Source organism: Gracilimonas sp. BCB1, assembly GCF_040117685.2.
In the GTDB taxonomy this organism is placed as follows: domain Bacteria; phylum Bacteroidota; class Rhodothermia; order Balneolales; family Balneolaceae; genus Gracilimonas.
Genome location: NZ_JBEDYP020000002.1, coordinates 17,701 through 43,101 on the forward strand (window position 1 = coordinate 17,701; position 25,401 = coordinate 43,101).

20 protein-coding genes are annotated in these 25,401 nt (G+C 43.7%); 8 read left to right on the top strand and 12 right to left on the bottom strand.

From position 1 onward, the window contains the following. Positions 1-18: 18 nt before the first annotated feature. Positions 19-1,287, bottom strand: a complete 1,269-nt coding sequence (locus ABFW99_RS00285) for a glycosyltransferase (protein ID WP_349355230.1) — start codon at positions 1,285-1,287, stop codon at positions 19-21. Between the two features lie 15 nt (positions 1,288-1,302). Further along, complete coding sequence (gene guaB, locus ABFW99_RS00290) at positions 1,303-2,790, bottom strand: IMP dehydrogenase (RefSeq protein ID WP_349355231.1); 1,488 nt, start codon at positions 2,788-2,790, stop codon at positions 1,303-1,305. Between the two features lie 112 nt (positions 2,791-2,902). Between guaB and ABFW99_RS00295 the strand changes: the two genes are divergently transcribed. After that, positions 2,903-3,676, top strand: coding sequence for a hypothetical protein (locus tag ABFW99_RS00295; RefSeq protein WP_349355232.1), 774 nt, complete (start codon positions 2,903-2,905; stop codon positions 3,674-3,676). On the opposite strand, the gene ABFW99_RS00300 is transcribed toward ABFW99_RS00295, so the two are convergent. Continuing rightward, positions 3,673-4,014: a hypothetical protein gene (locus ABFW99_RS00300; protein ID WP_349355233.1), complete on the bottom strand. Its 342-nt coding sequence runs from the start codon at positions 4,012-4,014 to the stop codon at positions 3,673-3,675. The genes ABFW99_RS00295 and ABFW99_RS00300 overlap by 4 nt on opposite strands. 251 nt (positions 4,015-4,265) lie before the next feature. Between ABFW99_RS00300 and ABFW99_RS00305 the strand changes: the two genes are divergently transcribed. Then, complete coding sequence (locus tag ABFW99_RS00305; RefSeq protein WP_349355234.1) at positions 4,266-4,622, top strand: DUF2200 domain-containing protein; 357 nt, start codon at positions 4,266-4,268, stop codon at positions 4,620-4,622. Positions 4,623-4,650: 28 nt separating this feature from the next. Next, positions 4,651-5,055, top strand: a complete 405-nt coding sequence (locus ABFW99_RS00310) for a DoxX family protein (RefSeq protein ID WP_349355235.1) — start codon at positions 4,651-4,653, stop codon at positions 5,053-5,055. A 45-nt stretch (positions 5,056-5,100) separates the two neighbouring features. Here ABFW99_RS00310 and folD read toward each other — a convergent pair whose 3' ends face one another. The 5 genes from folD to ABFW99_RS00335 form a co-directional block, all read right to left on the bottom strand. Next, entirely contained in the window at positions 5,101-5,991 is an 891-nt protein-coding gene (folD, locus tag ABFW99_RS00315) for a bifunctional methylenetetrahydrofolate dehydrogenase/methenyltetrahydrofolate cyclohydrolase FolD (RefSeq protein WP_349355236.1), read from the bottom strand. A 1-nt stretch (position 5,992) separates the two neighbouring features. Further along, positions 5,993-7,366: a sigma-54-dependent transcriptional regulator gene (locus ABFW99_RS00320; protein WP_349355237.1), complete on the bottom strand. Its 1,374-nt coding sequence runs from the start codon at positions 7,364-7,366 to the stop codon at positions 5,993-5,995. A 12-nt stretch (positions 7,367-7,378) separates the two neighbouring features. Continuing rightward, entirely contained in the window at positions 7,379-8,815 is a 1,437-nt protein-coding gene (gene dacB, locus ABFW99_RS00325) for a D-alanyl-D-alanine carboxypeptidase/D-alanyl-D-alanine endopeptidase (RefSeq protein ID WP_349355238.1), read from the bottom strand. Beyond that, positions 8,816-9,289: a PTS sugar transporter subunit IIA gene (locus tag ABFW99_RS00330; RefSeq protein ID WP_349355239.1), complete on the bottom strand. Its 474-nt coding sequence runs from the start codon at positions 9,287-9,289 to the stop codon at positions 8,816-8,818. Between the two features lie 86 nt (positions 9,290-9,375). After that, positions 9,376-9,588, bottom strand: a complete 213-nt coding sequence (locus ABFW99_RS00335) for a hypothetical protein (RefSeq protein WP_440707381.1) — start codon at positions 9,586-9,588, stop codon at positions 9,376-9,378. On the opposite strand from ABFW99_RS00335, the gene ABFW99_RS00340 reads away from it, so the two are divergent. The 5 genes from ABFW99_RS00340 to ABFW99_RS00360 are packed head-to-tail and all read left to right on the top strand — an operon-like array spanning position 9,587 to position 14,071. Continuing rightward, complete coding sequence (locus ABFW99_RS00340; RefSeq protein WP_349355240.1) at positions 9,587-10,252, top strand: heme exporter protein CcmB; 666 nt, start codon at positions 9,587-9,589, stop codon at positions 10,250-10,252. The two genes, ABFW99_RS00335 and ABFW99_RS00340, sit on opposite strands and share 2 nt — an antisense overlap. A gap of 59 nt (positions 10,253-10,311) precedes the next feature. Continuing rightward, a complete protein-coding gene (locus ABFW99_RS00345; protein ID WP_349355241.1) occupies positions 10,312-10,779 on the top strand; it encodes a four helix bundle protein in 468 nt (155 codons plus the stop codon). Continuing rightward, on the top strand, positions 10,780-11,961 hold the full coding sequence (locus ABFW99_RS00350) for a DNA polymerase III subunit (RefSeq protein ID WP_349355242.1): 1,182 nt from the start codon (positions 10,780-10,782) through the stop codon (positions 11,959-11,961). It begins immediately after the preceding gene. 3 nt (positions 11,962-11,964) lie between these two features. Next, complete coding sequence (gene dapF, locus ABFW99_RS00355; RefSeq protein ID WP_349355243.1) at positions 11,965-12,789, top strand: diaminopimelate epimerase; 825 nt, start codon at positions 11,965-11,967, stop codon at positions 12,787-12,789. Beyond that, a complete protein-coding gene (locus tag ABFW99_RS00360) occupies positions 12,761-14,071 on the top strand; it encodes a type IX secretion system plug protein domain-containing protein (RefSeq protein ID WP_349355244.1) in 1,311 nt (436 codons plus the stop codon). The genes dapF and ABFW99_RS00360 overlap by 29 nt, the downstream gene beginning before the upstream one ends. 6 nt (positions 14,072-14,077) lie before the next feature. Here ABFW99_RS00360 and ABFW99_RS00365 read toward each other — a convergent pair whose 3' ends face one another. From ABFW99_RS00365 to aroB, 4 genes are read right to left on the bottom strand one after another with little or no spacing between them, the layout of a single operon-like run. Further along, on the bottom strand, positions 14,078-17,434 hold the full coding sequence (locus ABFW99_RS00365) for a peptidase MA family metallohydrolase (RefSeq protein ID WP_349355245.1): 3,357 nt from the start codon (positions 17,432-17,434) through the stop codon (positions 14,078-14,080). Between the two features lie 18 nt (positions 17,435-17,452). Then, entirely contained in the window at positions 17,453-19,624 is a 2,172-nt protein-coding gene (rnr, locus tag ABFW99_RS00370) for a ribonuclease R (RefSeq protein WP_349355246.1), read from the bottom strand. Between the two features lie 10 nt (positions 19,625-19,634). Next, a complete protein-coding gene (locus ABFW99_RS00375; protein WP_349355247.1) occupies positions 19,635-24,347 on the bottom strand; it encodes a translocation/assembly module TamB domain-containing protein in 4,713 nt (1,570 codons plus the stop codon). Beyond that, a complete protein-coding gene (gene aroB / locus ABFW99_RS00380; RefSeq protein ID WP_440707382.1) occupies positions 24,347-25,390 on the bottom strand; it encodes a 3-dehydroquinate synthase in 1,044 nt (347 codons plus the stop codon). Before aroB ends, ABFW99_RS00375 begins: the two co-directional genes overlap by 1 nt. Positions 25,391-25,401 lie beyond the last annotated feature (11 nt).

Here is a 25,401-nt window from a genome sequence, read left to right on the forward strand (position 1 = left end):
TACTACAATACAATTTATTTATTGAACAGAAATTTCTTTCAGAATTTCAGCTAGTTTACCGGTCATCTTCTTACGGTTATAGGAGTCCACTACCTCTTCAGAATGTTCCGGCCAGGTGGATTTATCGTAACAGTCAACAATGGTTGACAGCTCATCGGTAATCTCAGCTATATCGTAGGGATCCGCAATAAATGCCTTACCATATTTTTCCAGCATCGTTTTTGCACTTCCATCGGGAACAAGACCCAGAATAGGTTTCCTTGTTGCAAAGTATTCACTGGTTTTTCCAAGTGAAATGATTTCCGGATTCTTTTTCTGGCCTATATTCAGCCACAGTACATCCGCATTCATCAGGTTTTTTACGGCCAGATCATGATCCACGTAGCCAAAATCCAACACTATTGATGTCAGATCCAATTCATGAATTACTTTCCAGTGCCTGGAATTCAATCCCCCCTGAAACTGAAGCTCTATCTTTTCTTTGAGTTCCGGATTACGTTCCACCAATCTATAAACCGCCTTCAGAAAAGAATCCGGTGTACTTTCCGGATAAAAGGTGCCACTGTACAAAAATTTAAGTTTCCGGGGTGAACCTGATGCCGCCTCACCGGCTGACTCAAAATCTTCCGGATCATACCCATGCCCTATTACTTCCACATCTTTTAATACTCTTGACCGGATGCTTTCGGCAATTTCATCGTTAATAGTAAGAAGAGCATTTGCCTTGGTGAGAGTATCAACTTCCAGCTGCTCCATCTTTTTTTTATGTAAGGCTGTTGGGTACTTAATCAGGTGGCTTTCTACCCAATCATCCCTCAGATCCATAACAACGGGTATACCTGTCTTTTCCTTCAGCCTTTGAGCCAGCATTAAATTACTGTGGGGAGGTCCGCTTGCAAAAACGGCATCAATGTTCTTCTCTTTAACCAATTTCAGAGCTTTCTCCAGTCCGGGTTCAATCCAGCTTTTCTTGTTATCGGGAATGAAGAAAAAGGTAGAAAACCAGCGTAAAATTTTAGCGATCGTTCCGGGGACCTTTACTTCCCTGGGACTTTGACCGGTTCTGTGAAACGGGGTGTTTGCCTCTACTCTGTGTACCTCAAGATTTAGAGTCTCAACTTCCCGTTGAAGGGATTCGTCAAAGGTGTGATAGGCTCCCGGTTCCGGACATAATACAATCGGGTTCCAGCCAAAATCTCTCAGGTATTTAGCAAACTTTAGAGGACGCTGAACTCCACTCCCCCCCATCGGAGGGAAATAATAGACAATGAATAGTACGTTTTTCATCCCGGGCAAGGCCGATCAGGATACCGAGTAGTTCGGCGCTTCCTTGGTGATCTGCACCGAATGCGGGTGACTTTCACGGTAAGAGGCCGCTGAAATCTGAACAAACTCGGCTTTCTTCATCTCATCGATATTGGCAGCACCGGCATAACCCATGGCAGCTCTTAGTCCGCCTGACATCTGGTGAACAACTTCACTCAGGTATCCCTTAAATGGTACACGGCCTTCAATTCCTTCCGGAACCAGCTTGTTGATATCGTCTTCCACATCCTGGAAGTAACGGTCTTTGGAACCTTTGTTCATCGCACTGATACTACCCATTCCCCGATACGATTTATACTTACGGGATTCGTATATGATGGTCTCTCCGGGACTTTCATCCACCCCTGCAAACATAGAGCCCATCATAACGGCATCGGCACCGCCGGCAATGGCTTTGGGGATATCACCGGTTTGCTTAATTCCGCCGTCTGCAATCAGGCCTATTCCATTTTCTTTGGTGAATTCGGCCACTTCCATTACCGCACTTAACTGAGGAACTCCCACTCCGGTTACCACCCGTGTGGTACATATTGAACCAGGCCCAACCCCTACTTTCACAACATCTGCTCCGGCTTCTGCCAAAGCTTCAGCAGCTGCCTTGGTGGCAATATTTCCGCCAATTACATTCAGATCGGGGTACGCGCTTTTGATCTTTTTGATGGTTTCCAACACGCCCTTAGAATGACCATGTGCGGTATCAACCGTAATGGCGTCCACACTTGCTGCAACCAGAGCATCAACCCGATCCATCGTGTCGGGTGTAACTCCGACGGCCGCTCCCACTCTTAATCTTCCCATTTCATCTTTGCAGGCATTTGGGAAGTTCATCTTCTTCTCAATATCCTTGAAGGTGATCAATCCAACCAGCTTATTGTTGGAATCAACGATCGGGAGCTTTTCTACTTTATAATGCTGTAGGATTTGCTCGGCCTGCTTCAGGTTTGTTCCTTCCTTGGCCGTAATAAGATCTTCGTGCGTCATGATGTCTCCGAGCTTCTTGTTCAGCTCCGATTCAAAACGAAGATCCCGGTTGGTTACAATACCCACTAAAATTCCTGCTTCATCCACAATGGGAATTCCACCAATTTTCTGCTTCTTCATCAGCGCACGTGCTTCCCGAACCGTAGCCCCTTCTTTAAGCGTAACCGGATCGACAATCATCCCGCTTTCACTTCTTTTTACCAACCGAACATGCTCAGCCTGATCTTCAATACTCATATTCTTGTGAAGCATGGCTATTCCCCCTTCCCGGGCCAATGCAATAGCCAACCGGTATTCAGAAACCGTATCCATTGCAGCACTGATAATGGGTACGTTCAGTTTTAGTGAAGGCGTTAGCTGAACAGTTGTATCCACGTCGCGTGGTAAAACCTGTGAAAAATTTGGAACCAGTAGTACGTCATCGTACGTAAGTCCCTGCCGCGTAATACGTTCGAAGGGAGAGGAGTTATTCATTTTGTACATGAAAAAGAAAGTTTGGCTTGCAGTTTTTCAAAGATAAGGATATCTCTGTGGAAGTTCTGCATTGAATAACAATTTTTGTTGGGATTACGTAGAGCGTCCAAACTTATTATTTATGGGCAATAACAAGACTTATACCAAAAAAGAATTCAGCCGTATTCTGAGCAAAGCCTCGGAAATTCAAACCAATAAAGATTTATATGGAGATCAGGATGGGTTAACCGAAGAGGAACTTATTCATGTGGCCGAAGAAGTGGGCATTAGCCGGGAAGCTCTGGCTGAAGCTTTACAAGCTATTGACGAACCCGATCTTGATCAGCAGTCTTACAGTTTGATGAAGGGTACATCACGCATCCAAAATTCGGCTACCATAAATACTGTGTTTACCGAGGATCAGTGGGAAGATTTGGTTCTCGAAATTCGAAAAGTTACCGGCGGAATTGGAAAAATCAGAAAAACCGGAAATACTTTTGAGTGGGAGCAACGGAAAAGCGATTTTGGCTATAAGCACTTTTCTTTCACCCCTAAAGAAGGAAAAACCAAAATACAGATGGTATCCTCCTGGGGGCCATTTAAAATGATTGTCGGTTTCCTGAGCTTTTTCTTTGCTTTTATAATTACCCTGATTGCCATTAAAGAAATCAGTGGCAAACAACTGGCGTTGATGATTGCTCCTTTTGTCGGTTTAGGAGGTTTTGCCCTGAGCCGGTTCTTTTTGAAAAACTATTACCGCAGACAAAAAGAGCAGCTTGCAAAGCTTACCCTATCTCTGACCAAAAAAATCAGGTCTTTGGGGGCTCCCTCAAGCTCTATCGAAATTGAAGACGAAAAAGTTTATCAATCTCAGCAATCAAACAAGTCTGATCAAGCCCAAAACCGAAATAATTAAAGGGCCTTCACTTTCAGCGCTTTAATAGCTGCATCCAGTGAGCAAATTCCATCCTGATAACAGCTCACCCAGTAGTGGATGGTTTCACGACGGCGCTTTACAAAAGGGTCGCAGGAAGAAAACCGGCCCTTCAGTTCTTCAACCATGAACTTCACGTCATCATTGATTTCAATTTTGAGCTCATCTGGCAGATTTCCCCAGCCCATGAGTTCAAAAGCCACCTGCATTTCGGCATACTCATTCTGACTTTCCCGTTCGATTCTCTTCAGAATTGGAAGGGCAAATAAAGCCGTTGACTGATCTTGTTGCGGGGTGATTGAAAGTGCGTTGCTTGTCATAATCATTGTGTTTTGTTTTTTGATTTACTCAATGATAATGACAGAGAGTGACATCATAGTGTCACCCCTTATAAAAAATTATTTAGCCCTTATAGATGCTACTTTTCATATTACAATTCACAATGCGCATAAACGATTGCCGGACAGTGACTTTAGTTTGATTTTTATATTCATTTCCACATTTTATCAAAACTCAGAAACAATAAAGCAACCGGATTAAAAAGAAACTTCTTCATCCAATATCCACGAAAATGAAAAAACACCATATTTATACAATGAGCTTCGCAAGCGTCTATCCTCATTATGTGACGAAAGCTGAGAAGAAAGACCGGACAAAAGAAGAAGTTGATGAAATTATTCGCTGGCTGACAGGATATTCCCAAAAAAGATTAGAGGTCATTCTTGAGAACAAAACCGACTTTGAGACTTTCTTTGTTGAAGCCCCTAAGCTGAACCCCTACCGAAAGTTAATTAAAGGAGTAGTCTGTGGTATCAGGGTGGAAGATATCGAAGAGCCTATTATGCAGGAGATTCGGTATTTGGATAAAATGATTGATGAACTGGCAAGAGGAAAAGCTATGGAGAAAATTTTGAGAACGCCTGATTAACAGAACATAAACCTGAAACAGAAAAACTATGACGAGACCAAAGAAAATAATCTATTGGATTAGCACTGTTATCCTGGCTTTTGGATTACTTGCATCAGGAATACAACAATTACTGCACTTAGAAATAGAAGGTGCTTTGGCCCCTCCTTTTGAGTGGGGCATTCAGAAGTTGGGGTACCCTGTTTATCTTCTGACAATTCTTGGAATTTGGAAGATTTTGGGAGCTTTGGCTATACTAATACCCAAATATCCGCTTATAAAAGAATGGGCTTATGCGGGTATCTTCTTCTTATTTACCGGAGCTTTATTTTCTCATCTTGCATCGGGCCACGCATGGACTGAATTAATTCCTGCTACTACCCTACTTATTGCTACAGCATTTTCCTGGTATTTCAGGCCTTCTGATCGAAAGTTTGTGAAGTCCAAAGATTAAATAAACGGTCGCAATAATTGTGAAATACCAAACTTACTACGGAGGTTACTCCGGGTAGATGCTCTTTTTGGCAGCCAGCAGGGTATTCTTCATCAACATGGCAACAGTCATTGGGCCCACACCACCGGGAACGGGAGTAATCCAGCTTGCTTTTTTCTTAACGGACTCAAAATCCACATCTCCTACCAGTTTATATCCTTTTTCAGCGGTTTCATCAGCAATACGGTTAATACCCACATCAATAATTACGGCGCCTTCTTTAATCATTTCTGCTTTAATGAGATGGGGTTGACCGGCAGCCGCAATGAGGATATCGGCTGAAATGGTATGCTGGGTCAGGTCTTTGGTGTACTTATGACAAATGGTTGTTGTTGCCTTACCGGATGAATTCTCCCGGGACAGCATAATTGCCATAGGCGACCCCACAATATTACTAGCACCAACTACAACGGCATGTTTGGCCTTAGCAGGAATGCTGTAATGTTTGAAAAGTTCCATAATTCCCGCCGGGGTACAGCTGCGAAAACAAGGCTGATCTACCGTCAACCTTCCCACATTCATGGGGTGGAACCCATCCACATCTTTACGATGATCAATACTTTCAATCACATCATGAGAGGACAAGTGCGCCGGTAACGGAAGCTGTACCAGAATCCCATCTACCGAATCATCATCATTGTACTGCTGAATAATGGATTTAAGCTCTTTAGCCGAGATGGTATCCTGCAGAATTTCGGTATGGGTCTCGATACCCACATCTTCGCAGGCACGGGTTTTAGCACCGGTGTACACTTTAGAAGCAGGATCATCTCCTACTAAAATCACCTGCAGAAAGGGCGCCCGATTTCCCTTTGCCTTCCAGTCTTCCACATCCTCCCGAACGCGGTTGCGAACTAACTCTGCTACTTTCTTGCCATCAATAATTTCTGCACTCATGCTATCGCTCTATGTTATACTTTTTCATTTTATTGTACATGTGGCTGCGCTGTATGCCAATCTGTTCTGCAGTCTGAGAAATATTCCAATCGTTTTTTTCCAGCTGCTTTACTAAAAAGATACGCTCCGCTGTTTCCTTGAAATCCTGAAAGTCTTCAGTTTCATCAGCCAGTTTTCCCAAATCCCCTGCTTTCAAATCCCGGGTTTTGAGCACATCGTTTACAGTCTCTTTGGATATTTCATCTCCCGTTGCCAAAATTCCCAGCCGTTCTACCGCATTCTGAAGCTCCCTGACATTACCACTCCATTCTTTCTCTTTCATAGCTTTCAGAGCATCATCAGAAAATGATATGGATGAAAAACTGATATCTTTTTCCTTCAGGTTACTCAGGCAAGCTTTGGCAATCAATGGAATATCAGCTTTTCGCTCTCTGAGTGGAGGCACTTTGATTGGGATCACACTTATCCGGTGAAACAGATCTTCCCTGAAATTTCCTTTCTCGATCTCTTCTTCCAGATCTTTATTTGTAGCGGCAAGAATGCGGACATCCACTGAAATAGATTCATTTCCACCCACGCGGGTCACTTTATTTTCCTGCAGAGCACGTAACACTTTGGCCTGAGCTTCTAAACTCATATCTCCTATTTCATCCAAGAATAACGAACCGCTATCAGCCTGTTCGAACTTACCAACTCGCTGTTCAGATGCGCCGGTGAAGGCTCCTTTTTCGTGCCCAAATAATTCACTTTCCAGCAAGTCTGATGGTATAGCCGCACAATTAACTTCCACAAATGGCCCGGTACTTCTGGGGCTTTTCTCATGAATCCATTTGGCTACCAGCTCTTTACCGGTACCATTTTCACCGGTTATTAAAACGCGGGATTGCGTGGGAGCAACCTTCTCAATCAGTGTTTTAATCTTCGAAATGGCTTTACTCTCCCCGATTATCTCCTGAACCTTCGGCAGCTTTTTCTTAATCTGCTTGAACTCTTTGGCAAGATTTTGTTGGGAAAGCGCATTTCTGACTGAAATCAACAAACGATTTAAATCCGGGGGTTTTTCAAGGAAGTCATAGGCACCCATCTTGGTAGCTTCAACGGCAATTTCTATGGTACCGTGACCCGAAATCATAATAACAGGAAACTCATGTCCGGCTTCACGAAGCTTTTTTAGGGTCTCAAGCCCATCCATTCCCTGCATTTTGATATCAAGGAACATCAGGTCGATGTTGTTATCGGCAACAAAATCCAGGGCCAGCTGTCCGCTTTCTACCGCAGAGACTTCATAATTCTCATACTCAAGAATCTCCTGCAGCGTATTCCGAATAGCTTTTTCATCATCCGTTATTAAGATATGTGCTTTCTTTGCGGGCATGCTGAAAACTAATCAATATTTTTCATACAGATACATCAAAATCTGCTCGTGTACGGCATCTATGGGGCGCACTTTTTCGGAGATAAAATTATTGGTGGCGATACTTACAATCAGCTTTTTTCCTGATTCGGCCTTCAAAGAACCGCTTAGAGTCCTTACGCCTGTCACAAAACCTGACTTCCCTTTGAAATTGTTGTATAGCGGAGTTCCTTTCATCCGGTGGGCTAAGGTTCCATCAATTCCCGCAACCGACATACTGTTGAAGTAAGCAGTGGCTTCAGGGTGATTCTGCATTGCCACCAGCAGACTGGATAATATCGTCGTCTTATTAAAATTTCCCCCGGCTAAACCGGAACCGTCGTTCATCTGAATATGCGTAGTATCCAATCCCATTTCTTCTGCAAATTCCCTAATCAGTAGAATTCCGTGCTCAAACGATCCCGGTTGTTGACCCGCCCCGGCAGAAAGAGTTTTGAGAATCATTTCGGTATAAAAATTATCGCTCTCTTTATTAATCCAGTTTATTAGCTCACTCAATGGTCTCGAGTTGTGCTGTGCCAACACTTTGGTGGTATCGTAATCAAAAGCTTGATCGGAAACTAAGATGGGGCCATCAACACGAATTCCGTGGTCATTGAGGTAATCTTTAAAGGAATCCAGAAAGAACATGGGCGGATTATCAATCGAAAGTGATTCATCTTCATAATAATCCTTGGGCAGGGTACTACCTAACACAATACGATTGCCTCCCATCTCCCGGCGGTAATATTCATCGTATTCCGTGGCGGGGTGCGTGATCACCTGCCTGTTCTCCAATTGCACATAATCGGTACTATCCGGAAACCAGGTGATGCGTGGTGTTTCCCCGATTTCACCTTCTGCGAATACTTCCAGGTCCACGGCGTTGTTGTTGAAGGACAACGGACTGACTTGCACTCCGTAGTAGAATGAAAAGTCGTACCAGTCCCATCCTTTGGGATAATACTGCCCGTCGAATAAGCTGACATCGGCCATCAGCATGCCATCAATTTGTTCAATTCCCGTTGCTTTCAGCTGTTCGGTAAACTTTCGGAACACATAGTAACGGTCGTCATTATATAAATCGCCACTTATTGAGGGGTCCCCACTTCCTTTTATGATGAGATTACCCTTCCATGTATTGCCCGCCAGTTCCCCGTCCCCAAATATCGAGGTTTGGAAGCGATGGGCAGCTCCAAAAAAATCAAGATAAGCTGCGGTGGTCAACAGCTTTTGATTGGAAGCCGGAACGATAACTTTGTTGGGGTTGAAACTTTCCAGAATCCTTCCCTGGTCATCCCGTACCGTTACCGACCAAAATGCTTCCTGATTTGGAGCCCGATCAATAATAGACGTTAGATTCTGAGCATAAAGGGTTTCCGCAAAAAATGCGATGAGCAACAGAAGTACAATGCGGAAAGAAAGCTTCATTTAGCTTACAAAGTATTTTTCTTCTTCACCCTGAAATGCATTCAGGATTTCATCTGTAGAGGTACAATTTAGAATGGTTTCCCTGAACGACCCGCTGTTCATCAGCCTTGAAATCCGACTCAGCAGTTTAATATGCTGGCTGTTATTTGATTCCGGTCCTACTAATAGAAAAACCAACCGAACCGGTTCACCGTCAATAGAATCAAAGTCGAGCGGCTCTTCAAGGAGAGCAAAAGCAGCGAGGTTGTTATCCACCGATGAAGTTTTTGCGTGCGGAATAGCGAGCCCTTTTCCCACGCCGGTACTCATGATTTTTTCGCGTTCAAACACGGCTTTCCTTATTTCTTCCAACTGCTCTTTGGACTCCACTTTTTTCTCTAAAGCATCTACAAGGGCGTTAATGAGTTCTTTTTTGGAGCCAACTGCAAAGTTGGGAAGAACCGTGGTTTGATCTAACAGCGAAAATAAGTTCATGTAATTTCCTAGCAAAAGTAAAGGTTCAATAGCACTCGAATATAGGCAGTGAAGAGTGAATCAATCAAAGATTAATTACAGTGTTTTTAGTTAGCCGGATAACAACGAATCAGGTGCCGTTTAAATACCAGGTTACCAACCTCAGATTCTGAATCAAGCCTCTCTGCATACAGGCCAGAATCAGATGACAAACCTGCACTAATGATCAACCCCGGAGCGTATGCAATAACACTCAAAATCTTATCCTCACTACTCCTTTCCCCTATCAATAACCCGTCAAAATCCTTAAACTTGGTCATGTATTGGATCCGGAGCACACTTACCATTTTAAAAAAAGACCTGAAGATTGAACTGCGCACCCGTTTTGCATTCAATATGGTGTTGGCTTTTGTGGCGGCAGCCATGCTTTTGGTCTTATTTACTCTCCGCGCTGATCAACTGGAACCGGGACCAAAATCCGGCCTGGTTTGGGTTATCATTCTTTTTGCAGCCCTCTCCGCATTAAGCAGAAGCTTCATTTCCGAAACGGATAAAAAAACGTTTGACCTGCTTCGTATTTATGCGGAGGGAACTACCGTTTACACCGGTAAGTTGTTATACAATTTTTTGTTTACCCTGCTCATTAATGTCGCCACTTTTGCAGGATACATTTTTTTAATGGGGTTAGAGATTCAGTCCTGGGCGGCATTCCTTGTTATGCTTTTAGTGGGAACAGCAGGATTATCAGGCGTGGCTACAATGACCGCAGCCGTTGTCTCCCAGGCCGATCGAAAAGGGGCTATTTTCTCAGTACTCAGCATACCCCTTTTTATGCCCCTGGTGCTCTTACTGGCCGATATCAGTAAAACAGCCTTCATTAGCGGCGGAGACGGATCTATGAACAACATAACCGCTCTGATTGGTTTTGCAGGCGTTACCATCACCGCCGGAATTTTGCTTTTTGACTACATTTGGGAGGAATGACGGTGGACGAACGACGAATGACCATTGACGAATGACTAACGATTAACCCTTTAACTGTTATGGTTTTTAAGTTTGAGAAATTAGAGGTTTGGCAACTGTCTATTGATTTAGCTAATGAGGTGTATTCTTTAATTGATAGTTTGCCTGACTCTGAAAAGTTTAACCTAACTTCACAAATTCGTAGAGCTGTTACATCTGTATCTTTGAATATTGCTGAAGGTTCGACCGGTCAAACTGATCCAGAGCAAATCCGGTTTATTGGATATGCTCATAGATCATTAATGGAGGTAGTAGCCTGTCTTATTCTTATGAAGAAGAGAGATTATATTTCTACAGATCTTTACGAGAAACTATATCAGAATTCGGAAAAATTATCTGCTAAGTTATTAGCCATGAAAAGGTATATCTCCAAAAAGGATTTCAATCGAATGAGCCTGATGAAAGTTATGAATTCGATTAAACAGTGGTCATTCGTCGTCTGTCAGTGGTCGTTCGTCGTAATCCATCGTCATAAACTACAGGAATAAATGAACATCAAGTTTGGAAACAGAAGAATAATCGGACAAAGCCGGGCAAAGGAGCAGGTTGAGCGTATGCTGGCTTCCGACCGGATTAGTCATGCCTATCTCCTTTCAGGACCTTCCGGGGTTGGTAAAACAGCATTTGCCCTGGCTTTTGCCGAGGCCATCAATGGTATCGATCACCTCAGTGATTTGGGAGAATATAAGGCCTCAAAAAAGTCATCCTGGTTTACCCATCCGGATATTCATGTCTTCATCCCAAAACCGACATCAGCTAAAACAGAAGAACTTCGCGACCGGCTGGAACTACTTGCTAAGGATCCATACGAAATTATTGATTTCTCCCAGCGGCCTTCCTTAGATGATGATTCATCTAAAAACCTGCAGGCCTTCTACCCTATTGATTATTTTCGGGATGATATCAGACCTATAGCCAAGCTAAAACCTAATGAAGGGAATCGCGTGGTTATCATTCTCACTCATGTGGAGACGATGAGAAAAGAGACGGCCAATGCCTTCCTGAAATTATTGGAAGAACCTTCTGATCGTTTGATGTTTATACTCACTACAGAAAGTTATGAAAGCCTGCTTCCCACTATCACCTCACGATGCCAACATATTCCATTGGGTGCACTTAAAGATCGGGAAGTAGAGCAGGGATTAATTGATGTGGATGGTGTGGACCCGGACGCTGCGGCTTACCTTGCCAGGGTTTCGAACGGCAATTATGCCATGACACGATTCTTTGATGTCTCCAGGCTGAAGGAGAACCGGGAATCTGTAGTAGAATATCTTCGGATGGCGTTCAGCCAGGATGCAAACGGCTTATCGACGCTTGTTCAGGATTGGCAAAGTTCTCAAAACATCGAAGGGTTGATTGCTATGACCAACCTTATTGAGATGTATATCCGGGATTTGATGGTGTACAGAGAAACCGGCAATAAGAAATTTATCACCAACATTGATCAGCTGGATTCCATACAAAAGTTTGTGAAGGCTCTGGATGATGCCCGGTTGGAGGAAATGATTACCCATTTGGATGAATTCCGACCTGCCCTACGCCAAAATGTAAACCCTAAGCTGATATTTATTGTTTTGGCATTACGATTTTCAACCCTGATGCGCGGACTGGATCCCATCATTCCTGATGATGAAAACTGGAAACACGTCCCCGCATTTGTAGAATAGCTCATGAAAGAAATTACGTTTCATAAAATGCAGGGAGCCGGTAACGACTTTGTGGTTATCGACAACCGGAAGTACGGCTTCAGTTTGGATGAGATCATAGAGTTTACCCCAAAACTATGTGACCGGAAGTTCGGGATTGGCGGGGATGGAATGTTAGTACTTCAACCCTCTGAAAAGCAGGAAGTTGACTATACCATGATTTACCGGAATGCCGACGGAAGTGATGCCGGTATGTGTGGAAACGGGGCGCGCTGCCTGGTATTCTTTGCTTTCAAAAACGGCTTTAATGCCACTCAGACCTTCAATGTTCACGATAACGTATATGAAGCTGAAGTACATGGCGATAATAGCGTTAGCATCCATTTTCCGGTACATGTTCAACCTGAAAAAAGGATTTTAAATGGTTTAGAACTTATTCAGGCTGATACTGCCACCGAACACCTGATCACATTTGTTCCTGAGGACAAACTCGAAAATGAAAAGGAACTGGTTAATACAGGCAGCGAATTAAGATATCATCCCGATGTAAACCCTCCCGGCAGCAATGTGAATTTTGTTTATGATGAATCGGGGGAATGTATTCACCTTCAGACCTATGAGCGAGGTGTGGAAGGCCTCACATTGGCTTGTGGAACCGGGGCATTAGCTTCAGCCGTTGCTACTCATTTCAACAGTCAGCAGAATGCTACACATGCTACCTACACGGTAAAAGTGAAAGGAGGAACGCTCAAAGTTTCATTCGATTTTAATCCGGATACATCCACCTATCATCAATTAATTTTAACGGGACCTGCTCATTTTGTTTTTGAAGGAATCTACTCTTTATAAATTTTCACTCATCTTAATTGCCGGAATATTGCTCGGCGGGTGTTCGGCATCCATTTCCAACTCGGTTAATAATCAGAACAATGGCCGACAATATCTAAGCCGTTATCTTGTTCCCAATCAGCTGCCGGCACCAAAATCCATCCAAAGTGTGCAGTTGTACCGTAAAGGAAGTGATAATAACCCACCCATTATCGAACTCGATTCACCCCAAAAAATGGTTCTCGCCTTTGACGAGTTGTCCGATGTATCCGGTCAGTTTCGGATTACTTTCACCCATCATGATCAGGAGTGGAATAACAGTAATATCCCGGAAGACTGGTATTTAAACGGTATAAATGAAATTATTGTAGGCAGTGGAGAAAAGAATGAGTTAAGCGACCCAGACTTTTTTCATTATGAAACCGAATTCCCGAACAACCGGCTGAAGTTTAAAATAAGCGGTAACTACATGCTTCATGTTTCAGACTTTAATTCCGGCGTTAAGCTCTTTTCCCTTCCCTTTTTTGTAACAGAAGAAACCGGTGAAATACGGTCTTGGGTTGAGACGGTGTACAATGCAGGTCAGCGTTATAACGCTATCGATCAGCCGTTCAGTGAGTTTATATACCCTGACTTTATTGAATTTCCCCAGTTCGACCTGAGCTTTTATTTTGTTCAAAACCGCTTTTGGGGTGATCAAAAGCAGTCCGAAAATTATGATTTCTCCGAACAGGACCGTTCACAGTTTCATCTATCAAGAGAAAAAGCCTTTCCTGCTAACTATGATTTTATGGGCTTGAACCTCAATACTCTTTCGGTGGATGGCCGTCAGATTATTGATATACAATTTGGGCAAACTCCTCCATTGGTTGTTCTAAGAGAAGACATCCTCAACTTCACTTCTGACCCAATAAGCAGCTGGACGTCCAGCTTTGGGAATCCGAAAAGTTCAACCGATTCCCGTTATGCCAGTGTCCGCTTTCGTTTTGATGATGGCGGAAGATTCACGGAAGACGATGGGGTGTATCTGGTGGGAGATTTTAACCAGTGGCTGCTTTCAGAGAATAATAAGTTGAGCTACAATGAGGACTCCGGATATTGGGAAACTACCTCCCTTATAAAGCAAGGAAATTATACCTATAAATATGCCATAAAAGACGGTAGGTACGGAATTAATGACCTCATTCTAAGCGATTCTATCACACGTCAAAATCAGGAGTATGCAAGTTTTGTGTACTTTCAGGATCCGGAATACCGATACCAGCGATTACTTCAGGTTCAGATATTCCGGAGTACTGAATAAGTTGCTTTAGAAGTCTATTCCAAGTGAAAAGTAGTGAATAGGGTCGTCGCCAAATCCTTCTCTGCCATATGGCCAGCCCACATCATATCTGAAAGGTAATCCGAATACGATGGTACGTAATCCAAAACCGGCTCCAATCAGGATGTCCCCGTCATAGTATGGAGCTTCAAATTGCACCGGTCCCTGCGGAGTCTGGGCTTGGTCACTAAAACGTTCTTCTGCAATTTTAAAGTCCAGTTTAGCCTCATTAATTACAGGTTCTCCGTTATCCAGCAGTCCGTAGTCTATTCGCTCACCCCATGCGGTGCCTACATCAAGAAACGCAGCTCCCGTAATATTATAGAATGGGAGAATTGGCAGTGCACCAGGAACAACAGCAGCAAACAATGGGAATCTAAATTCTGCATTTATTAATGAGAAATTGCTTCCGTAAATACTGTTGTAGGCATAGCCGCGAACCGGTAAAGCAGGAACGGTAAAGAAGCTATCCGTCAGCTTATCAAAGGAAAGACCGTTATTGCTAAACTGTTGGTTAATCCAACCCAACCGGCCACCCATAAAATAGGTCTGTTTATCGGGACCTATGGAAGTAGCACCGGAAGCTCGCAAGGCGATGGAATACTGCCCGCTTCGGCCCAGGCCTATATATTGTCTGAAATCAGCCAATACAGATCCAAATTGTGGCGCATTCTCTCCCACACCGGGACTGCCGGAAATTCCGATCGAGTAGCGTCGCCCTCCTCGTGGAGTTAAAAAGCCCGGCAGGGTACGGTCGTTAGTAAATACAATTTCCGGATAAAGAAACAGGCTTCGCTGATTATCCGGTTGGTTTGCACTGGTTGATATACCTGCATAACGGTCACTAACCGAGCTGTAATCCCGGGTTATGCCCATAGCGGAGAATCCGAAATCGATTCGCTTAAACTTGTTAAATGGATACTGAACGTTCACAGAACCACCGAATGTCCGGAACCGAATCAGTTCTCCAAAAATGGTCTGGTATCTTCTGGAAGTGTGGAAGTATGAGCCAAACCAGTTCGTACGGTTTTTCAGGTACCCATACTGAATGGAATAGTCACTGTTACGCAGATCCGTCACAAAATTCGTTCCCAATGCTATCTGATGATCTCCCAACAGGTCGCTGATAATAAACTGCGTTTGGGCAGCAGATCCATACGTGGAAGCTACAAAGGTAGGATTGTAAGCTATATCCGTAGTGAATTTGAGGCGGTAATTCTTGGGCTGAAAACGACCATCGTCTGTAATATTATTTTCCGGAGTGAAGCTTTTTATGTCTTCGAGTTCAAGAGTGGTATCCTCCATTACTTCGGTGCTGAACACATAATTTCTGAAATCTATTTCGTCAGATTCTTCCTCCTCAACCTGCTCCTGCTCTGCTCCTTCACCGGTGCCTTCTGTCCCTTCAGTCCCGGTTTCGGAATCTTGTTCAACTTCTTCGTCAGCAATGGCAACACGTTCACCTTCCAGGCTCAAGCCATCGGCAAATAGTTGCTGAGCATACCGGATAGCCGGAACCCGGGTGAGTTTACTCTCTGAAGCTCTTCGTTGCGCCCAGTAATTCCTGGAGAGAACATCTCCCTTTTCCCTGTTGAAAGGAGATCTCAATAAGAAAATATCGAGGTACCCTTCATTAATGGAATTAAAAGCCAATCGTGAACCGTCACCACTTATAGAAATCTGAGAAGTTCCGGTTTGTAAATTCGTTATAGGGGTCGATGTACGCGTATCCAAATTGTATTCATACACGTTCAGGATTCCGTTTTCATCGGAGATATAAACCAGGCGACCGTCTCTGGTTGTTTGCGGACCTTTTTCACTCCATGTTGGTGTATTAGTCAGCCGTGTGGCCGTTGTTCTGGCGTTCAGGTTAACCCGATATATATCGGTTTGATAGATGCTCTCATCACTCAGCAAATCATAACTCAGAGTAAAATTGTGAAGTGCAACTTTCTCGCCCCGGTCTGAGGTAAAATACACAGTTTCTGAGTCCGTGCCCCAGGCCGGCTGCATATCCGAGAAGAAATCACCGGTAACATTAATCAGTTTCCCTGTTTCGAGGTTGTACACAAAAATGTCCTGATAGGGACCAATGTTTCCATCGAAGGCTAATTTTTTGCCATCCGGCGACCAGGCAATAGATGCAATGGCATCCAGGTTTGGAAATTTCAGTTTATCAATCTTGCCGGTGTCGTAATTAATGAGTGCAATATCATCCCTTCCTTTGGATTTTGTTGATATCGCAATCCTATTGCCATCCGGCGACCAGGCAATATTTGGATTCAAAATATTCAGCTCCTCAAACTCAGGATTATCCTCTCCCCTGATCAAGGTCTTCAGTTTTCTTCCATCAATGGCGCTGATAGCTACAACGTCAAAATACCCTCTTCTGTTAGTGATGAAGGCTACTTTATCGCCCTGTGGAGATATGGCCGGGCTTGTATTATAAGAGCCATACTGTCCCCGTTTAGTCAGCTGATTGGCAATCATGTCGGCCCGTTCCCGTTCAGCAACCTCCGGATAGTATCTTTCCTGAAGGGCATCTTGCCAGGCTTTATCGAGTTCTTCAAAATTCAATCCCAACGACTGTTGCAATCCAACTTCTACACTACGAGTGGTTTTAATTCGCTGTAATATCTCAGCAATTTTCTGGCGGCCATATTCTTCAACCACAAAGTTCCAGAACGACTGCCCGCCCCTGTAAGCATAGTAGCCACCGAGGTACTGAAGTGGAGGTAAGTAGTTGTTGATAACCGCATCCCGGACATACATATCCGTATTCGTATCCCAGCCTAATGCTGTGTACTCTGCGAGGCCTTCTTCAAACCAAAGCGGAAACTGAAGCTGGATATTATTTCGAATAATGGAATTGATGGTACCGCCATAAAACATATCGTTAAACACGGCATGAACCAGTTCGTGATGAAGGGTACGACGGAAATCGGCATAATCACCGGCGAAAGGAACCGTCATCCTATTCTTCATTTTGTCAGTCACCCCGCCGATTCCCTCTGCACTGGTTGGCAGATTCACTACATTGGTCTGGGAGAAATCGTTGTGAGAATCGTAAACGATAAGCGTAATACGATTTGATATTTCATGGTTAAAATCTTCGGTCAGTTGTTTGTAGGCCGATTCGATACTCTTTGCCCCAAATTCAGCCAGCTCATAATTCTTTTCTCCGTAGTAGTATACATCGAAATGTTTGGACTGAATATAGCGCCATTCAAAGTCCTCATAAACAACCCTGTTCTTACCAAACGAATAATACTGAGCAAGAGCCGGTGTACCGGTCATAAATAATACGGCTGCGAGTAGTACAACTGAACTAATTTTAACTTTCATAATTGAGAGTATTAAAAGTTATTTGGCTAATCCGAAGTCAATTTGTCGTTTTTCCAAGTTGGTGCTTTTAACATAAACCCGGATTTCGTCGCCAAGCTGAAACTGTTTGCCACTCTTGCGGCCTACCAGGGCATGGCGCTTTTCATTGAAAACGAAATAATCACTTTTCAGATCGCTCATTCTTATCATTCCTTCACAGTAAATGTCTTTTAGGTTCACAAAAATTCCCCTTTCCATCACACCACTAATAATTCCGTCAAATTTTTCCCCGGTTTTACCGCTTAAAAACTCTACCTGCTTCAATTTAATAGAGTCACGTTCGGCATCAACAGCAACTCGCTCGCGCTCGCTGCAATGTTCTCCATCTTTCTTGAGCTGATCGTGGGTATAAACCCTGGCTCCTGAATTGTAACCTTTTAACAGCCGATGCACAATAACATCTGGGTAACGGCGAATAGGACTGGTAAAGTGTGCATAGTGTCCAAAGCCTAACCCAAAGTGCCCAACATTATTCGGAGAATATTCTGCCTTGGCCATTGCCCGCAACATTAGTCCGTTAACGATATATTCAAGGCTTGTATTTTCCACTTTTTTAAGAAGGTCGTTAATCTTCTTTGGTGAGATGTTATCCCCTACCTCAAACTTGATTCCTATAGGTTTAACCTGCTCCGCAATGGAAGCCAGTTTCTCCTGGTCCGGTTTGTCGTGTACCCGGTAGAAAAATGGGTATAAGTCTTTTGAGCGCTTCTTATCTGACTTTTTGCGCAATTCTTCCACGTGCATAGCCACGGTTTTATTGGCCATAAGCATACACTCCTCAATCAGGCGATGAGCAAAAATACGTTCTTTCAGAATTACTTTGAGCGGCTTTCCGTCATCATCTAATACAAACTTGGGTTCGGGCGTATCGAAGTCGATGGCGCCTTCACGGAATCGTTTGTCGAGCAGTATTCGGGCTAACTCTTCCGCCAGCTTCACCTCTTTGGCATATTTGTGATTCTTGCCTTCAATCACTTCCTGGGCTTCACCATACGTAAACCGCTGCTTGGAATGAATCACGGTTTCCTCGACAGAATAATCCACCAGTTTGCCATTAGGAGCAATCTCCATGAAGCAGCTGTAGGTCAGCTTATCTTCATTAGGTCGTAGGCTGCACACCCCGTTACTCAGCACCTCAGGAAGCATGGGAATCACGCGATCCACCAAATATACGCTGGTTCCCCGGTTGTGTGCTTCTTCATCCAGAATGGTTTTCGGGGTGAGGTAATGGGTTACATCTGCAATATGAACCCCCAGGTAATAATTTCCATTATCCAGTTTTTTAATGCTTAACGCATCATCAAAGTCTTTGGCATCATCCGGGTCGATCGTAAATACATTCTCATCTCTTAAATCACGACGTCTTTGGCATTCCTCTTCGGGAATCTCGGTAGGAATCTGGTTCGCATACTCTTCCACTTGTTTTGGGAATTCAGCAACCATATCGTTTTCAGCTAATATGGACAATACATTGGCATCGTTTGAACCCGATTTACCCAGCACCGATTTGATTCGGGCCTCTGGCAACGCTTTGGGATGAACCCAATTCACCAGCTCAAAAATAACTTTATCTCCATCCTGAGCACCATTTACAGATTCCGGGAGTACGAAAAAGTTAGTGTGGACTGATTTCTTATCCGACTCAATTACAAAATTCTCTTTACTGACTTTAGAAAGTGTTCCAACGTAGAAATCTTTCCCTCGGCCCAGTATTTCAAGAATTTTTCCCCGGGGTTGCCCCGAGCCTTTCTTTTGGCCGGTTATCTTAACCCGTACTCTGTCATCATTAAGGGCAGTTCCCACATCGCGGGATGAAATCATGACATCCTGATCCAATTCATCGGTTATTACATATCCGGTTCCTCGGACAGAGATATCAATTTTACCTTCTACAATGTTAGACGAATTGCCGGATTTCTTTTTCTTCTTTTTGGCATCCTTCCCAAGAAAAACATAATTGTCCTTCCTGCTGATCGTTTTCCGATTAGCCAACCGGCTTAATGACTTATCCAGTCTTTTTATTTCGTTGTTACTTTCCAAGCGAAGTACGCTTATAATCTGCTCTCTTGTTAGCTTACCGTTGGGGCTGTTCTTCAATAAATCAACAACCAGATCTTCAAATTTACTTAGTCTGTCTTTCTTACTACTCATTCAAATATTCTTATGCGGGATCTCGTCCCTCTATGTTTTCTGTTATTTCTTCTTGATTCTGTTCTTTTTCTTTAACGCCAAATAGCTTTCTGAAAGGCGAAAGCAACCGATTGAAAAATTCATCCCAGGTATTGAAACTTACTTTGGCTTCAAGGCCTACTCCATTAATTTCCTGAGATTGTTGTGATTGTTCGGTGCTGCTAATGGTTCCGAAGGTAAGATCCTGGCGGTGGAAAGCCGTTACTGCAAAGGTGCGGTTTATTCTAAAGGTAGCACCAAGATCTCCAATATTCGATTGTCTTCCTGTGATTTGTCCTTCCCGGCGAAGTATTATTTTGTCATTATAAAGCCGTAGCGCAACTCCAAGGTCAACTTGGTTATATGTATTTAAGTTAAAATCTACATCTAAACTACTCAAATCACTGTTCAATAACGAATTTACCTGATTTGATAACAATGGGTTAATAACCTGACTCGAAAGCAACGGATTCAGTACCGCCGCACTGCCTGATAAGTTTTCTCCAAATGGGTTACCCTGGGGGTCGCCGGCTGATGAAACCGGTATGAAATCTCCCATGAGCATGAAGTTGGTTGCCTGAATTAATTTCAGGTTTTCATCTCTGTTTATGGAGGCCAGCTGGGTGGAAAGCGTAGAGCTTTGTTGGGATTCAAAGGTATTAGGCAGTCGGAAATAGAAGTTATTTTCAATACTGGTAATGGTTCCGCCAATATTCAGCACCAGTTCTACCGGTACTCGTTGAGCATTTTCAGGGTCGCGGGTTCCGGTGCTGCTCAGCGTATTGATATCCGGGCGGGCACGGTATATGGCGTTCAGATTCAAGCGGGCATTCGCGGGATCTCCTTCCCAGGTAATCGTACCCCCTGATTCCAGCTCAAACCGGCGGGTAAAAATGTCACCACTCACAAACTGATAACTTCCGCCTGAAATATCAAAACGGCCGAACATCGATACCTGTTCATCTTCCAGCAAGATACGCAGGCGCCCGGTGCCATCAGCGGTAACAATATCGCCGGTAACCGGATCAAATATAAGCTGGACGGTCATTGGGTTGATTGCCACAAACTGTAAGTCTAACGTAAAGCGTTCGGCAAAGGTCAGCTCCTCTTCGGGTTGTCCCTGTTCATCGTTGATTCGATTCCGGGAATTAGAAGCGTTCACCCCCGATCGAATATCGTCCAGATTAAAAGAATTCACGAAGCGTATAAACCGATTGTCTTCATTAAATTCCGTTTCTTCCAGTAATGGAATGGATATCTGTGAAAAATCCGAAATAACAATGGGCTGTTCCGTCCGAAGAACCGGATTCATATTGGTCCCGGAAATGGTAACCGTACTTGAACCGTAGGCCTGTCCAAAAAAAGCGACCGTTGGGTCAAAGGAGCTATTCAGGAACTGAAACTCATCCATGTCCAGGCTTATCCGAAGGCTGTCGGTAGGGCCAAAATTATTTAAGTCATAAAAACCGCTCAGAATAGCGCTACCACCCGATGGATCTATGAAGTAAATATCATTAAAGGTGAAGCCTTCATACCGGTTAAAAGTTAAACTCCCCTGTGCATAGTAGTAGGTATTTAGAAATTCCGGGCGGATATAAGCCGCGTCTTCGGTACCTACTGTAAATTCTGATTCAAAATCATAGTTGTTTAAATTTCCCCATATTTTCCCGGTTCCGTTGGCCAGCCCTGAAGCTTCTGCAAATACTTTCGGGCCTATGTATGGTAAAATCCATAAGTCTATGTTTTCAAAATCAATATCAAACTGATACAGAGAATCTACCGCAGGGAAATTGCCTTCTTTTGGAGCCAAGACGTACCCATTTATATCAAAGTTCTGCCCTTTGCGATCATTGTTTTCGTAATATTGCGGATACTTAGCTGAATCCGTACTTACAGATATATGGGTATCAAAACGGTCTAAGGATTGATTATACCGGCTGGTTAGCAGGATATCGCCAAAAAGAGTGTTGTCGAGGTTAAAAGCTTCAACATCAATTTCTCCCTGGATGGTTGGTACCGTAGTTAGCGTTCGGGTGGTGAACTTCCCGTTTACAATTCCTCCAAACCGAATTCTTCCTCCGATCAAGTCTGAAAGACGCCCCAGATTCACTTCTTCAATATTATAATCCACCGAATCTTCTGTAGAACTGCTGAAGGTGCCATTTACCTGTACAAACTGGGAGTCGCTTTCAAATACAAAATCTTTAAGCGTTAATTTTTCATCTGATTGATAACGAAGCATTGGGGTTCCTTCATTGGCCCAGTTAAATGTGCCGGTACCCAGCTTAAAATCGTGGATAAACAGGGAGAGTGCTTCATCCGAAATATCACCTCCGGCATGGAACGAGAATGAGGCATCATCAGCTAACTCCCGAATATTACTTCTCAACTCAACGGAATCCTGATTGAAATTAGCTGCAAAATCAAACTCCCTTCCCACTATTGAGTTATAATCAATCTGAGCTGCATTGGCTTGAAACTGAAGGCCGGAAAAGTCTTTCAGGTTTGCTTCCCTCCTGAATCCTCCTGTGGTTTGTATCATTAAAGAATCGGCTTCAAAATCATTGATCCTCGTCTCTGTATCTACTAATGTAGCGTTAAAAAGCAGGCGCTGAGAATTCACGTTTACGGTAGAATTAATACGTGCAGATGTTGAAATAAGGGGGAAATCAGGAAAGTAAGAAGTTATCAGCCCCAGGTTTTTCAATCTTCCGGAGATAGTCAGGCTTTGATTTCGTCTGATTTGTGCAGAGTCAGTAAATGTTATCAAACTATCGAAAGCAAGCTCTTCCCTTACTCTATTAGTGAAATACCTATTCCATTGCTCACCAAGTACAAGAAGATCAGCCGGAACAAAGTCACCTTGCACAGTGGCATCAAAAGCGGTTGAGGTCAAGCGCAGAATTCGCTGTTGAGCATCAGGTTCATTGAAATCAACGTATATTTGGTGACGTCCCAATGTGTCAGAACCGGCTATAGCCCGCGTAATATCCAGGCTCACCTGTCCATACAGGTCATTCCATTCTTTACCCATTAAGTTCAGGTCGTATTCCATGTCGGCATACACTTCCCGCATACGATTGTCTTGCACAATTTCATTCAGAAATATATTGCCTGCTTGCCCATTTAAAGAATAGGACGGGACCGCTGAAGTCAGATCAACCGTACCATTGGTGGTTAAAAGTGCCCCGTTTACTTCAGCTCTGATATCCGGTTCAATCAGACCATCATTCCAGTTTGCCAATATCACAACCTGGTTAAACCGGCGGTTGTCAAATGCTCCCTGGTTCGCCCGAATAACCAGCCCCCCTACGCTTTCCCTGAAGTTGAATGATGTACTTTTGATTTCACCGTTAACTGTTAAATCGGTTGATTGTATTCGGGGATCTATCAGATTTCCTAAATCAAGGGAATCGGTGTTGAAGTTGAGATCAACGCCAATCCGGCTGCCCCAATTCCAGACTCCATCCATTTCAAAGCGCCCCCTTTGCATATTCTGAGCTATAATATTGGTAACCGTACTATCTGTGGTGCCCGAAACCTCCCCTTCAAAGCGGGTGGACGTTAATGCCTCGATTTGTGAAGGTTTGAGCACCGAACTTATAAGTGCAAGCTCTTTTTGTGCCAGAACAATGGCTTCCAGATTTACATTATACGATAGCCGGTTAGCACTTCTCAGATTCTTTAACGTGCCATTAAGGTCTGCAAAGCTTTCTCCGATACTCAGCTCTGCACTGCTGAAATACAGGGAATCCAGTGTTCCTTCACCGATTATGGTTCCCCTAATATCACTTTGAAGTTCCGGAACATCCGGGAAAAACCGGGTGATATAGGATGATTCCAGCGCCAGCCGATCTATGCTCATGCTTAATGTAGCATTTTTCAGCTGCTGTTCTACGCCGCCCTCCAATATGTTTACTCCTTCAGCCTCACCACTGAAACGGCCGCTTGAATTACCGGATTTGATGTTCAGAGCGTTCAGCTCAAGAAACCGTGAGTCATTATAGATTTGCCCAAACAACTCAACGGTTGGGATATTGAATTCAGGCACATCAAACTGTATCCGGTTGATATCCACAAAGCGCTGATCGTCGGTAAACTCAAAAAACATATCCATCTGAACATTCTGAATGTTCATGCTATCGGAAGAAGATAGCCGGTTTGGTTTTTCAAAAGCATTTCTAACCACAAAATTACCATCCCGAACAACCACCGACGGTATAATGATCTGAAAACCCGGGCCTGCCTCATTTCCGGAACTTACTGATTCTGCAACAAGACCTGATTTCAGTTTAAAAGCCTCATCCAAAGAAAACTCTGACTCCGGATCCAAAACTCCCTTAGGCGATTCTACCTGAAGTGCATTAATTACCACCCTGTTCCGGAGCAGGGACCAAATATCAAGGCTGGCATTAATGGAGGTCGTTTCGAATACCGGCCTGAATTCCGAGGAATCCGGGTAAATTTTAACGTTATTCATTTGCATGCGAAGGGGTAACAAGCCTTCAAGCTGGCCAATACTAAGCACTCCCTCAAAATTTTGGCTGAACCGGTTCTGAAGTTCTACTGCCACCTGATCCTTTACCGGCTGAAGCTGCATCAATCCGAAAGCAGCACCAAAAACAAGGGCGATAGTCAACACCAGCACCCCAATAAAGGTCCAGAAAACATTCCAGGATTTATGTAACCAGCGTATGTATGCCACTATGTAAAAATGTTTAGCGTGTGTTCCCAGGCCCGTTGCACAAAAGCACTATCAGATACTTTATAAACGTAGGGAGAACTTAATTCCTTCAACAAGATGAGTTGTATTTGCTCGTCTTTCACTTTCTTATCGGTTTTCATCAAATACACCAATTCTTCCGGGGAGGCGTGTACTTCATTCAAATTCAGCTTATACAACGGTTTGAACTGCATTAAATTGGATAAATCAATATTAGCACCTAAAGAATTAGAAGCATGAACAGCGGCTATCATTCCGGCATAAACGGCCTCACCATGGGAATACGTATTATAACCACCTTCCTTTTCTATCACATGGGCAAAAGTATGCCCGAAATTCAGAAAGGCCCGTTTGCCGGCTTCAAGTACATCTTCAGCTACAATTTCTACTTTAATCTTCGCACTTTGTTGAATTAACGGTAACCACGACTTACCATCAACAAAGGTATTCTCTTTAATCAACGTGTTTACCTGCTCAAGGATTTCAGGGCTGTGAATCATCCCATATTTGAACACTTCACTCAGGCCATTTACCCATTCTTTTTCCGGCAGGGTTTCCAGGTATTTCACATCTGCAAACACAGCAACAGGTTGATAAAAACTTCCCACCAGATTTTTCCCGGTACTGTGGTTAATCCCGGTTTTACCTCCAATCGAGCTATCCACCATAGCCAGTAAAGTGGTTGGAATGTGGATCAGCGGAAGTCCGCGCAACACGGTAGCCGCCACGAAGCCGGAAAGATCGCCGGTAACTCCACCCCCTATGGCGATCAGCGGCGTTCCTCGTTCAGCGCCTTCACGTAAAACAAAATCGACCGCCTGCTTATAGATTTCAATATTCTTGGCCTGCTCACCCCGGGGTACTTCAAAAATATGCAGTTCTTTAAAGTGAGATTTCAGCGCCTTTTCAAAATGAGTTCGGTGATGCTGCAGCACAAAGGCATCCACCATCAGAAAGGCTTTTGAGGAGCCATAATGCTGTACAAACTCCTCCAGTTCTGCACTTAAATCGTAGCCAAAGTGCAATTCGTAATATC